Source organism: Kluyvera genomosp. 2 (assembly GCF_036759865.1).
Lineage (GTDB): Bacteria > Pseudomonadota > Gammaproteobacteria > Enterobacterales > Enterobacteriaceae > Kluyvera > Kluyvera ascorbata_B.
In genome coordinates this window covers 315,665-328,209 of sequence record NZ_JAPKIA010000002.1, presented here as the reverse complement: position 1 = coordinate 328,209, position 12,545 = coordinate 315,665, and the positions used below count along the sequence as shown (strand labels likewise).

The 12,545-nt window shown below is 51.1% G+C and carries 15 protein-coding genes; 14 read left to right on the top strand and 1 reads right to left on the bottom strand.

Annotated elements, in window-relative coordinates:
• From V6942_RS03385 to V6942_RS03375, 3 genes are all read left to right on the top strand, one after another.
• Positions 1–1,310 (top strand): tyrosine-type recombinase/integrase (locus V6942_RS03385; protein ID WP_333500809.1); only part of this gene is annotated, 1,310 nt, incomplete at its 5' end.
• Entirely contained in the window at positions 1,307–2,089 is a 783-nt protein-coding gene (locus tag V6942_RS03380; protein WP_165473092.1) for a hypothetical protein, read from the top strand. The genes V6942_RS03385 and V6942_RS03380, both read left to right, overlap by 4 nt.
• A gap of 146 nt (positions 2,090–2,235) precedes the next feature.
• Positions 2,236–2,427 (top strand): helix-turn-helix domain-containing protein, encoded by a 192-nt coding sequence (locus V6942_RS03375; RefSeq protein ID WP_077064514.1) that lies wholly within the window; start codon positions 2,236–2,238, stop codon positions 2,425–2,427.
• Between the two features lie 30 nt (positions 2,428–2,457).
• Here the strand turns inward: V6942_RS03375 and V6942_RS03370 are convergent, their stop codons facing one another.
• Positions 2,458–2,634, bottom strand: a complete 177-nt coding sequence (locus V6942_RS03370; RefSeq protein ID WP_165473091.1) for a YlcI/YnfO family protein — start codon at positions 2,632–2,634, stop codon at positions 2,458–2,460.
• Positions 2,635–2,809: 175 nt separating this feature from the next.
• On the opposite strand from V6942_RS03370, the gene V6942_RS03365 reads away from it, so the two are divergent.
• The 11 genes from V6942_RS03365 to V6942_RS03315 all read left to right on the top strand — a co-directional run bounded on the left by V6942_RS03365 (position 2,810) and on the right by V6942_RS03315 (position 12,344).
• Positions 2,810–2,986: a host cell division inhibitor Icd-like protein gene (locus tag V6942_RS03365; RefSeq protein ID WP_001118612.1), complete on the top strand. Its 177-nt coding sequence runs from the start codon at positions 2,810–2,812 to the stop codon at positions 2,984–2,986.
• A complete protein-coding gene (locus tag V6942_RS03360) occupies positions 2,979–3,338 on the top strand; it encodes a hypothetical protein (RefSeq protein ID WP_165473090.1) in 360 nt (119 codons plus the stop codon). Before V6942_RS03365 ends, V6942_RS03360 begins: the two co-directional genes overlap by 8 nt.
• Positions 3,339–3,369: 31 nt before the next feature.
• On the top strand, positions 3,370–3,654 hold the full coding sequence (locus V6942_RS03355) for a hypothetical protein (RefSeq protein ID WP_045330990.1): 285 nt from the start codon (positions 3,370–3,372) through the stop codon (positions 3,652–3,654).
• Positions 3,651–4,034: a DUF5375 family protein gene (locus V6942_RS03350; RefSeq protein ID WP_045330937.1), complete on the top strand. Its 384-nt coding sequence runs from the start codon at positions 3,651–3,653 to the stop codon at positions 4,032–4,034. Before V6942_RS03355 ends, V6942_RS03350 begins: the two co-directional genes overlap by 4 nt.
• A complete protein-coding gene (locus V6942_RS03345; RefSeq protein WP_165473089.1) occupies positions 4,031–6,703 on the top strand; it encodes a TOPRIM and DUF927 domain-containing protein in 2,673 nt (890 codons plus the stop codon). Before V6942_RS03350 ends, V6942_RS03345 begins: the two co-directional genes overlap by 4 nt.
• Before the next feature lie 401 nt (positions 6,704–7,104).
• Positions 7,105–7,848, top strand: a complete 744-nt coding sequence (locus V6942_RS03340) for a septation initiation protein (RefSeq protein ID WP_165473088.1) — start codon at positions 7,105–7,107, stop codon at positions 7,846–7,848.
• Complete coding sequence (locus tag V6942_RS03335; RefSeq protein ID WP_165473087.1) at positions 7,845–8,396, top strand: phage polarity suppression protein; 552 nt, start codon at positions 7,845–7,847, stop codon at positions 8,394–8,396. Before V6942_RS03340 ends, V6942_RS03335 begins: the two co-directional genes overlap by 4 nt.
• A 5-nt stretch (positions 8,397–8,401) precedes the next feature.
• Positions 8,402–8,674, top strand: coding sequence for an ogr/Delta-like zinc finger family protein (locus V6942_RS03330; RefSeq protein ID WP_118929376.1), 273 nt, complete (start codon positions 8,402–8,404; stop codon positions 8,672–8,674).
• A 367-nt stretch (positions 8,675–9,041) separates the two neighbouring features.
• The gene (locus V6942_RS03325) at positions 9,042–9,353 is read left to right on the top strand and encodes a phage tail assembly protein (RefSeq protein WP_045330926.1); all 312 of its coding nucleotides are present in this window, start codon (positions 9,042–9,044) and stop codon (positions 9,351–9,353) included.
• Positions 9,354–9,367: 14 nt separating this feature from the next.
• A complete protein-coding gene (locus V6942_RS03320) occupies positions 9,368–9,487 on the top strand; it encodes a GpE family phage tail protein (protein WP_048994105.1) in 120 nt (39 codons plus the stop codon).
• The gene (locus tag V6942_RS03315; protein WP_205735824.1) at positions 9,480–12,344 is read left to right on the top strand and encodes a phage tail tape measure protein; all 2,865 of its coding nucleotides are present in this window, start codon (positions 9,480–9,482) and stop codon (positions 12,342–12,344) included. The genes V6942_RS03320 and V6942_RS03315 overlap by 8 nt, the downstream gene beginning before the upstream one ends.
• The last annotated feature ends 201 nt before the right edge of the window (positions 12,345–12,545 follow it).

Below are 12,545 nucleotides of genomic sequence, written 5' to 3'. Positions count from 1 at the left end.
CGCTCCGGATGAATATGATGATCTCATATCAGGAACTTGTTCGCACCTTCCTTAGGAAAGTCAAAGGCGCATTCATTCGTGCGAGCTTAGGGAGATTTCCTGAAATCACGATTGAGCAAGCTAGAGCTAAGGCTTTGGATAAGCTTGGTGACATTGGTATGACAGGGCGAAACCCAAATGTTGTATCTCGTGAGGAAAGTCTTTCTAATGTAACTCTGCGTGACGCTCTTGAGTTGTACATCAAGACTCGTGGGCATCGACTCAAATCGGCAACTGCGAATCAGTATCGAGGACTATTACAGAACTTTTCTGGTGATTGGTTAGATAGGCCTATGGCAAATATCTCACGTGACGATGTATTTAACCGTCATAAAAATATTACAGATGGTACTGTTTGGTTTGGGGAACGCTTATCTAAACTCAGAACAGGAGTAGGTAAGGGTAGCCGCTCTCAAGCTGATCTTTGGGGCCGTGCATTAAGAGCTGTTTATAATTTTGCAAATGATAACTATAGAGATCAACTTGGTAGCAAATTACTCCCTGAGCCACCAACGGTAGTTTTAAGTAGCAAGCGGCAATGGCATGGCTTGGTCAGAAAGAATACACGTATTCGTAATAAAGATTTAGGTCGTTGGTTGAAGTCCGTTGAATTTGTTCGAAAGCATGCTATGAACATAAGGGATGATCACGCATTATCTATCTGTGATGCTATCGATATGGCACTATTTACTGGTTTACGAAGAGGTGAAGTATTCGGACTTGAATGGGAAAGAGTTAATTTAGCAGGTGGTTATTTTTGGATTGATAAAACTAAAAATGGGGAACCGTTAGAATTACCCATTACTAAAACATTACAGGCTATTTTTGAAAGACGTCTAGCTTTTAAAAACAAAAACTCAAAATTTGTTTTCCCTGCATTGAGAGGTGGAGTGATCACCGATCCCCGTAAAGTTATAGATAAAATTGTTATGGCTACAGCATCAGGTGAATTTGAAGGTGAGCCACCTATTAATTTCACTTGCCATGATGCTCGGCGTACATTTGCAACAATAGCAGAGTTGAGTGGTGTAGGAACTTATATTTTGAAAAGGCTTATGAATCACAAATCAGGCAGGGTTTCAGATGTGACAGCTGGTTATATAAGTCTTCCTGTCGAAGAATTAGTTGAGCCAGCTGCAAGGATAGAATTGAAAATTATGCAAGAGGCTGGCATTCAAATTCCATTTATCAATACTAAGGAGTTGTTATCTAAATTATCTGATGAAGATAAATCTAAGCTTCTTGAAGAATTACTAAGGGAGAGAAAATGAACACTGATTTGGATGTTAAGCCATTTATAAACGAAACTATAAAGGCTTTGATGGGGTGTTCAGAACAGTCAGGAATATTATCACCTCAAACTGTTCAATGCTTTAATAATGCAGTAAATCAATCATTAATTAACCATTACGATACAAATTTTGTATTCGAAACGTTGCTTGCTATTATTGAAAGTGCATCTAAAAGAGATATAAAGTTCAATTTTGACAGGGTCTTGAAAAATACAAAAGGAAGAGATTTCTCTGGTAATATTTTAGGCTTTGATTTTGTGTTAAATAATATAAAATTCGCAGCTAAAGATTGTTCATTATCTTTTAATGAGCATGAGTTGAGCGCGTTATCTATGTTTGTTTTTTCAAAGGAGCAGGGTTATACCTCGCAAGCGGAAGATATTCTAATTATTTTGAAAGATGGAATATTAAGAAAGGTTTATCTTGATTACTATAAGTCACAGTTTAGAAGAGTCGTATCTTCTTATTTGAATAGTAATAATGACGTTTTCCAAGGCACAGAAAAATCAGTTTCTACAAAAAGAGGACCAAGGAACCAAAATTATAAAGATGTGTACAGAATAGTTTGCTTGACGATTGGAGAATACCCTGATGTATCACATTACTCGCTAAGTAATAAGTTGGCTGTACATTTTGCAAATCATGAGCATTCACCTTCCAAGCAAACATTGATGAGATGGGTGCAAAATATCCGTAGTGAGTTATGTCAGATTCCTCAAGAGCCATATACAAGACGCTTCAAGTTAATAACATCTTAAGGTATTGATTTATAAATGATCATTAGCCAATGAGTATACCTATTTTCTTATAATGATCATACTATTTGGCTAATGATTCTTTTACTGAGCTAACTTTCGATTTATCGTTCTAATCATCAAAACCAGCATGACAAGAGGTGATAACGATGCACTTGAAAGAACGACTCACAAGAAAGGAAGCTGCTGAATATATTGGTGTTACACCAGCCACCATGGCGAATTGGGCTAGTACAGGTAAAGTCTGTATACCATTCTATAAAGCGGGTTTGAAAAAGGTAATATATTTACGTACAGATTTAGATGAATTTATAAGCTCAACAAAAAGAATGCATGCTTAATATGGGCATTGTAATGCCCATGCACGGATTTTATTTTTTTTGGGTAATGGCAGATTGGCGTTTCTTTATTTCTGCCTCTAGGGCTGCAACGACAAATTGGCCTGTGCTTTCATCCTTATTTTTAAGTTTTTCTACAGCATCAGCTATTTCATGAGGCACACGCACATCGAATCTTTTTGATTTTGCATTGATAGATTTAGTCGCCATTAATTTGTCCTTTAAGGTAGGTGTCGGACAATGATAGCCAAAAAAAGAACAGTTGCAACACTTGACGTGTCGGACACCTTGAAATACATTGTGTCCGACACCTAGTTGCAATGCCTCTAGGTTGCGTGGAATCACCCTAGAGGCATTTAACCAACCGTTATAAGAGGTAACGAAGATGGCTAAACAGAAGTGTACCTGGTTATTTGCTGCGATCAACCGCAGTCAACGCAATGCCCGTCCTGTGATGTTAAGGATCACCGCAGATAACGAGCGGTCAGCGCGGCGCAGACTTGCCCCGGACTATGTGCTGAGCTTTGCCGGTCGCATTCCCTGCGGAGGTGAACATGCGTAATTATCCGCAACCCGGCGAACGCTGGCAGCATGAACGTGGCTGGACCGTCACAATCATCCGATTAATTGAAGCGTCTCCCTCCGTGGCGCTGGTTAATCCTGAATTCAGCTGCGAAGTATTGATACGTCATGACAGCGACAACCAGCTTTCTTCCTGTCCTCTGGCATGGTTTAAACAGCGGTATACGCGCCTGTTTGATGCGCCGCTCTTTAAACCTTCACCAGCTCCGGCAGGCGGTAGTGGCTCCGGCCCGCTGATACTGCATCCGTCTGTGGTATTTACCCGCTGGCGGGAGCGCAGCATACGGCGTTCTGCTGAACCTGACGACAGTCACTATTCAAAATTTCTCTGACAAAACACCGCTGAAAACGGAGTAATCCACGATGAATATTTCAAACGGGCACAACGGTGCTCAGGGCCACACTTTGCCTGAAAAACACAATACCGGTGCTTTTGCCTATGGATTGTCAGAGGACGGTTTCGGAAAGCTGACCCGCGCAAGAAATGCCTGCGACCTGCTCCAGCTTCTCTTTTCTGAATACCCGTCTCAGGTCGGAGCGCTCGATACAGGCTGTGCGCCGGGCGTCGCCGCGCTGATGGAGTACCTGCGGGCAGATTTGACGGATATTGCGCACAGCTGCGCACTGATTGAAGGAGGTGCCAAATGAACCAGCCGCAGGTTTCCATTTTCCCGGCAGAAATGACTACCGCGTTGTACCGGCGGGCTATTGCGTCGGCATGGCGGCAGAAAACGCTGAACGAAACCGGCAGCGATCAGTATGGTCCGCACTGCCTGACGGTTGAGCGTATTGAAATGGCCATTGCGCTGCATATCGAGTGCGCACTGATTAACGAGTACGGCGAAGCACAGGGAGCCGCAGCCGCGCTGGCACTGCTGACTGACATGCTGGAGCCGTCACTGCTGACCGCGCCGCCGGTGCTGACCGTACGCGGCTGTGAAGTGATGGCGGAGCTGTACCGCACGCTTCCGGCTGCCTTTGATGACTTCTGCAGCACGGGTGCGGCGCTGTATCAGGGGGAAGTATGACAACACAGAAAGTTTCACAGGTTGCAGAGGCTGCACAGGGGAAATGGCCCGTTATTCTGCAGATGCTGCGTATTGATGTTCCCGAAAACGGCAGGCACGGTCCCTGCCCGAAATGTGGGGGCAAGGATCGTTTTCGCCTCGATGACCTTGACGGGCGCGGGACGTGGATTTGCAGCCAGTGCGGCAATGGTGACGGTCTGGATCTGGTTAAGCTCATGACCGGTTACGGCGTCAGAAAGGCCGCGCAGGAGGTGGCGCAGGTGCTTAATGTGCCGGATGTGCAGGAACTGTCTGTTAAGCCTGCCAGGCAAAAAGCCTCTAAACGTGACATGAGCCTTACCGTGGCGGCGCTGATGAAAGAGAGCCACACGGGAGAAAGCCCCTATCTGACCGGAAAAGGGTTTGCCGGATACCCGGCCTCCCTGACCGGGAGCGTGCAGCATATCAGCGGTAAGGATTTTCCTGCCGGTTCCCTGCTGTTACCGCTCACCACCAACGCCGGAGCCGTGACCGGTGCGCAGCTTATCGCCCCGACGGGTGAAAAAAGCATACTGCCCGGCAGCACGATGAAAGGCGCGTTTGTGGCGCTCAGCCCGTTACCGTCTGAACCGCCAGTACAGGTGGTGATTACCGAAGGTTACGCCACGGCGCTGACGGTAAGTCAGCTCACTGCCGGGTACGTAGTTGCTGCCATATCTGCGGGCAACCTGCCCAACGTCGCACAGGCGCTGCGGGCACGCTGGCCTGAGGTAAAAATTATCATCGCCGGTGATAACGATTTTCAGGACGGGGGCGAGAATCCCGGCAGATCCTTTGCTGAACGTGCGGCAAAAGCCGTTGGCGGCTGGATGACGCTGCCACCGGGAGAGATTAAGGCCGACTGGAATGACTTCCATCGTGAGCACGGTATAACCCGTGCCCGTGAAGCCTTTCGTAACGGTCTGGTGCTGTGCGGGGAGGGCCGCACGCAGCTGCCGCACGGGTTCCGTCTTACCCAGGAATATCTCTGGTATGAAAAACAGGTACAGCGCAACGGTGAGACGGAGATCCAGAACGTCAAAATATGCAACCCGCTGCGCGTGACGGCAATCACCTGCGATGCCGATGGCGGTAACTTCGGACGACTGCTGGAGTGGGAAGATACGTGGGGTGAGCGCCGCCGCTGGGCGATGCCGATGGAAATGCTGAGCGGCAGCGGTGAGGAGCTGCGCCGGGTACTGCTGGTTAACGGGCTGTCCTATATCAGCACCACCGGTGAGGCCCGCGCCCGCCTGATGGAATATATCTCGCTGTGTAAACCGGAACGCCGCGTGACCTGCGTCAGCCGCACCGGCTGGCATGGTCAGGTTTACGTCCTGCAGGATGAGGTCAGCGGTGAAGGTGCGGAAAGTGTCATTCTCCAGACCACTTCCGTGCAGGGGCGCGATTTCCGCGTGTCGGGCACAACAGAGGAATGGCGGGAGCACGTATCCCGCTACTGCACCGGCAACTCCCGCGTGGCGTTTGCCGTCAGTCTGGCTTTTGCTGCACCACTGTTACGGCTGGTTGGTATGGACGGCGGCGGCTACCACCTTAAGGGGGAATCGACGGACGGTAAGACCACCACCATGAAAGCGGCAACCTCTGTCTGCGGCGGGCCTGACTACTGGCAGACGTGGCGGGCAACCGGCAACGCGTTGGAGGGATGCGCCAGCCGCCGCAACGATGCCGCCATGATGCTCGATGAGATCCGGGAGGTGGACGGACGCGAGGCAGGCAATATCGCCTACATGCTGGCAAATGGTCAGGGCAAGGGCCGTGCCGGTACGGACGGTGAGCTGCGCACCCGTAAGCAGTGGCGGCTGCTGTTCTTTTCAACCGGCGAGCTGTCACTGACTGAACATGCGGCAAAAGCCGGAGAGCGTACCTTTGCCGGGATGGAAGTCAGGATGATCCAGATCCCCAGCGATTCCGGGAAGTTTGGCGTATTTGAGGAGCTGCACGGCTTCGACAGCGGCAAAGCTCTGGCGGAACATCTGGAGTGGGCCACGTCCAGCTACTACGGTTCGCCGTTCAGGGAGTGGCTGAAAGCCCTGACCGCTGACCTTAACGGACTGACGGCACAGGCAAAGTCACTGATGAAGGAATATACCGCCGCCCTGACCCCGAAAGATGCGGGCAATCAGGTGGGCCGGGCTGTGAACCGCTTTGCACTGGTGGCGATGGCGGGCGAACTGGCAACCCGGCTGGGTATCACCGGCTGGCCTGAGGGTGAAGCGCTGCGGGCAACCCGCGTCTGCCTGAACGCATGGCTGAAAGATCGCGGGCACACCGCCAATCAGGAAGATATTGCCGCACTGGAGCAGGTACGCAGTTTCTTTACCGCGAATCAGTACAGCCGCTTTGCTGACTGGCACGACGAGCGTAACCGCCCCGGCAATATGGTGGGCTGGCGCAGGGTGGAGAAAGGCAGTACCGCGCAGGGCACGGAAGCCGTCACCACGTTCTACGTCATGCCATCCGGCTGGAAAGAAATCTGCCGGGGATTTGACCCGCGCAAGGTGGCACGTCTGTGCGCGGATCGTGGATATCTGCTGCCCTCCACCGATGGCAAGCTGCAGACAAACATTCGCCCGCCAGAGATGAATCCCCGCAGGCTCTATGTCTTCAACAGCGAGGTTCCGGGTTAAGGCTTTGCGTGAGTTTTATTTATTAAGGGTAACAAGTGTAACAGGTGGAACAACCGTGTTTTACAAGGGCTGAAACTGTTCCACCTTCTGAAATAGTGAGGTGGAACAGGTGGAACGCCAGCCCGATCCGCTGTTCCACCTTGTTACCCGTGATGTTCCACCTGTGCTGTACCTATAAATACTTTACAAAACAAGGCTGTTCCACCTGTTCCACCTGTTCCACCGCACCGGGGACATAAAGCAGGCTGAAGCAGAGGCATTTTTATCTGGCTGGCTTTCATAGCCACGTCTGAATAACCGCAAACGCCCGTTGTGCCAGCTACCACACACTGAGCACCGATAGTGCGCTTGTGTCAGCCACGACACAATTGACGTAACGAACCAACCCGACAGGAGAAGTCATGAACAACACTGCAGAGAATAACAACCTTTCCACTTTTCCGGCTGTCACGCAGCGGGCGCTGGAAACCCTGAACACAGCCAGAAGCGCATGGCTTGAAGCACGTCGTCGGCAGAAAGCGTCAGCGGATAATATTGCAACTATCCGCCAGCGCCGGGCTGAAATGGAAGCCACGACGAACGCACTGAATGAGGAGTGGCGCACGCTGTTTCGTGAAAGTCAGGGCGTTGTCTCAAAGGAAATGAAAAAGCTGCGCACGGAAATTGCGCTGGGACGCGAAACGCTTGAGGATTTTGACGAACTGCTGGCGGCTCAGGAATGCGAAAATGCACTTTTGCCGCAGGAGGCTGCGGAATTAGCCGGAAAGTATATCCACGCGCACGACACCCTTGTGAGTATTCGCGCAAAACAAATCTGGGAAGATTTTATGCAGGCGCATGGTAAGGCGCTAATCCAGACACTGAGCCTGCTCAAATCCACAATGGGCCGGGAAGCCAGCGCAGTTGTCGGTGTGGTGCATTCAGTTAATGATCCGGACACACTGCTGAAAGACTTTATTCACAAACATATTATCAAACCGGCTCTTACTAACGCTGCGATGCCGGAACAGGACCCTGTGTTTAAACTGGCGGGCGTTGCGCCGGATTATGCGGCCCGTCTGGATTTCAGTAATCAACTCTCTCCGGCAGCCATTCATAAAATGAAGGTTCGTCAGGAACGGGCTGGGAAGGAGAAATCAGTATGACGACCCGAGCCACTCCCGCCCAGGCGCTTACCATTTTTCGAAATGCCCGTATTCTGTGGGCCGGACATAGTGAGAGCCGAAAAGCCGTTGAACAACAGATAGAATCTCTCCTCACTGCCACGGAAAAACCAGCAGATTATGCCCGACAGCTCCAATTACAGCGGGAACGTCTGGATGTGCTGAAATGGCAAATTAACTGTGCTGCGCGTGAGTGTATTTACTCGCAGCATTTACTGATGGAAGCCTGCACAGAAGACGCTCTCAGCAATTTTATGCAGGCGAACGGAGCGGCCCTTGCATCTGCGCTGGCTCCGTTTCTTAAGGGGCGCGGAGGGCTGGAAGTTGCGTCCCGTATGTTACGCAGTGCCCTGGCTCACCAGCTGGCAATCACCCCGCCTGAAATTGCCGGGGATTATCGTGAGATTCTGGATGAATCTGGTGTGATGCCAGACCCCCTGATGAGCCGTGATTGTCAGCGTTCTTATACCCCGGCACAACATCTTCGCTTTCAGCAACGCCTGAATGACATTAACGATATACAGGAGTGATATTAATGGCACTTAAATGTCCCGAATGCGGCACGGTGGCACATGCCAGAACCGCCGCCTATGAAGCGCCGTCGGTTAAACGCTCATGGTATCAGTGTCAGAATCTGGAATGTTCCTGCACGTTTACGGCACTGGAGAGTGTGGATACGATAATTATGAAGCCCCGGCGCAATGAACAGGAATCAGACAAGGCACAAATGCCGGAAAAACAACAGCAAACGCTCAATCGCTATGGCTCCGCGTCAAAGCTGTCAAGCCGTCAGCAAATCCCGGTCTGATTAACAAAAAACGCCCACATAATCCCGGTCCAGTACCGGGATTTTTTACGCCTTTTCCCTGGCTGGCCTGAGGGCGCATGAGTGCATGTCTATGGCGCATGAAAACGCATGAGTCTCATGCACCATTTTTGACGTAAAAGCCCTTGTGTGGCGGCTTCTGAGGCGATTTACGGGGTGCATGAAAACCAGTCTGTTAAGCGAAGCGGGCAGGCGGGCGGGGCTGCGCGCGCTGAGGGGGGAAAGTACGTTCTCCGGCTGGCTGTCCGCCGCTGCAGTTGTATGGTCAGCGGAACAATACCCCAACCCCGAATGGTTGTGCTGAACACGATACACTGCCAGCACATTGACAGCCATTGAGGATCGTATTATGAGCGAAACTGTTACCGCTAAAAATGAAACCACTGTTGTTCTGGATACGCCAGTTAAACGTGGTGACACAGCCATTACTGAAATCGTGTTGCGTAAACCACAGTCCGGGGCGCTGAGAGGCCTCCGCCTGCACGCGATTATGGAGATGGACGTTACCGCAATGATGACGGTGATCCCGCGTATCTCGACTCCGGCGCTGACCCAGCAGGAGATGGCGGAGCTGGACCCTGCCGATCTTTCAGCGCTGGCGCTGGAGGTTGTGGCTTTTTTGCTGCCGAAATCGGTGTTGTCGGGTTCCCTGCCAGCCTGATGGTTGATGATTTGGTGGCAGATATTGCCACCATCTTTCACTGGTCGCCGTCCATCACTGACGTCATGCCGCTGACTGAGGTTCTGGAATGGCGGCATAAAGCGATCGTGAGAAGCGGAGTCAGCGATGAGTAATAATAACCTGCGTCTGCAGGTCGTGCTGGGGGCGGTGGATAAAATGACCCGCCCCTTCAAAAATGCCCAGGCTGGCTCTAAAGAGCTGGCATCTGCAATTCGACAAACCCGTGAGCAGATTAAAAATCTGACTGACGCCGGTGCCCGTCTGCAGTCCTTTGATAATCTCACCCAAAGTCTCAGCCGGACCAGCGCAGAACTGGACCAGACGAGGCTGCGGGCGCAGATGTTAACGCGCGAAATGTCGTCACTGGAGTCACCAACCAAAAAGCAAACACAGGCGCTTGAAGCGCAGTGGCGTGCTGTATCGACTCTGGAGCAAAAGCAGCAGCAGGAAACCCGGCAGATGGCGGCAGCCAGAGCTGAACTCTACCGGCTGGGGCTGTCTGCAGGCGGCGGAGCGCGGGAAACCTCGCGTATCACCCGCGAAACTGAGCGATACAACCGGCAACTGGCAGAGCAGGAGCGCCGACTGCGGGAAGCAGGAGAACGCCAGCAAAAGCTGAATGCGATCCGGGCAAGAGCAGATAAAACCTATGATCTGAGAAATAAACTTGCCGGAAATGGAGCCGGTGCTGTGGCTGCGGGCATGGCGACAGGTATGACGTTGCTTGCGCCGGTGAAAGCCTATTCTGAATCTGAAAATGCCGCTAATCAGCTCGCCGGTTCAATGATGGGGCCGGGCGGAAAGGTCGCACCTGAATTTGAGAAAATTAACCAGCTGGCGGTAGCGCTTGGAGACAGGCTGCCGGGAACCACTGCAGATTTCCAGAACATGATGACAATGCTGCGTCGTCAGGGTATGTCAGCACAGGTCATTCTTGGCGGGCTGGGGGAATCGGCGGCGTATCTGGGGGTGCAGTTGCAGATGGCTCCCACTGCTGCGGCTGAGTTTGCCGCAAAACTGCAGGATGCAACACAGACCTCAGAAAAAGACATGATGGGCCTGATGGATTTGATCCAGAAGGGTTTTTATGCCGGTGTTGACTCCGGGAATATGCTGCAGGGATTTTCTAATATCAGCAGCGCCATGAGCATTATTAATCAAAAGGGTATTGAGGCAGCAAAAACTTTTGCTCCGTTGCTGGTGATGGCTGATCAGAGCGGGATGGCTGGTGAGTCCGCAGGTAATGCTTACCGAAAAATTTTCCAGGCAGCGCTGGATTCAAAAAATATTCAGTCAGTAAACGACGATCTGAAAGGCACCGGCATCAACTTCAATTTTTCCAATGGGAAAGGTGGATTCGGCGGGCTGGAAAATATGTACGCCCAGCTGGAAAAGCTTAGTAAGCTCAACGATGAAACCCGGATGGCAACGATTAAGGAGCTGTTCGGTAATGATGCGGAAGTCATGAAAGTCCTTAACACCATGATTGAAAAAGGTATTAATGGCTATCGTGAAACTGCCGCCAAACTTGAAAATCAGGCTTCACTGCGGGAACGCGTCGATGCGTCCCTGAATACCCTGGGCAATAAATGGGAAGCCGCTACCGGCTCCTTCACCAATGCTATGGCAAGCATTGGTGAAACAGTTGCCCCGGCATTAAAGAAACTGGCTGACTGGCTGGGGGCGCTGGCGTCACGTCTGGATGGTTTTGTTAAGCGACACCCGCAACTGACTTCTGCGCTGTTTAAACTGGCGGCAGGATTTGCGGTTGTTGCCACTGGTGCAGGGGTTGTCTCGCTTGCGCTGGCTTCTGTGCTGGGGCCGATGGCAGTTGTGCGAATGAGTGCAGGCGTGCTGGGGCTAAAATTTTCATCTGCATTTGGCCTTATTGGTAATGCAGTCAGAGCAGTGGGCAGCTCCGTGTTATGGCTGGGCCGTTTGATGTTTGCAAACCCTATACTGGCGGTCATTGGGCTGATCGCCGCTGGTGCTGTTTATATCTGGCGGAACTGGGATACGCTGGGACCAAAGTTTAAAGCCATGTGGGATGCCGTATGTAATGCCACAGGTGCGGCATGGGACTGGATCAAAGAAAAGGCCAGCACTGCGTGGGAAGGAATTAAATCGCTGTTCTTTAATTATACCCTGCCGGGATTAATCGCTAAAAATTGGGATGCAATAAAATCTGGCGTTACTGAGGCATGGGCCGGTATCAGGCAATCAATCAGCGATAAATGGAATTCGATCCTGGCTGATGTTGCCGCGCTTCCTGCGAAATTTCAGGACATGGGCAGCGCCATTATTGACAGTATTCTCAATGGAATTAATGCCAGATGGGAGGCACTCAAAAACAAACTTTCCTCCGTCACCGATTATCTGCCCGACTGGATGACGGGAAACAATAAAATAACGGGTAAAGCGCAATTACAGGTGTCTGGCAGTGCGCCTGCTTCGGTTCCGTTCGCCGGGATGTATGACAATGGAGGCGTTATTCCTCGCGGTCAGTTTGGCATTGTGGGAGAGAACGGACCTGAGATTGTGAACGGTCCGGCAAAAGTAACCAGCCGGAGACGCACTGCTGAGCTGGCACAGCTCGCCGCGTCGATAAATCCGGCTAATATCCTGAAAAATAATACTGGTTTTTCGGGTAGTGGGTTGCCTGCGCGTCATATGCTTCTGGCTACAGTCGTCGCTGGCGTTATGGGTGTCGCATCTGTGCCTGCAGAAGCAAAGCCAATGCATCCGTACAGTCTGCCAAAATCGGAGTATAAAAAGCCGCCATCGCCTCCGGTTGTTGCACCTGTCCAGAGTTCTTCTATAGGGAAAGTCGAGATTCATATTCATCAATTACCAGGCCAAAGCTCTGCAGACCTTGCTGATGAAGTGATGAAACGCATTGAAGCGAAACAGCGGCAACTGGCATCCCGCGCCCGAAGCAACTACAGCGATCAGGGAGGATACGATTTATAACAGAATGCGTGTATACACGGGCAAGCCAGCATGAACGCTGGCTTTGTTCGTGTTTTTATCACATTTGGTATACCTAAAATACATTCAGGGTTATACCCCCTCAAGTCAGGATTGACGCTGGTTTGCGAGCAGCATTGTATAATGCGTGGGGTGTGATAACTTTTTTGATCATTTTTCAGTCGACAGATGTTAATCAAAGAA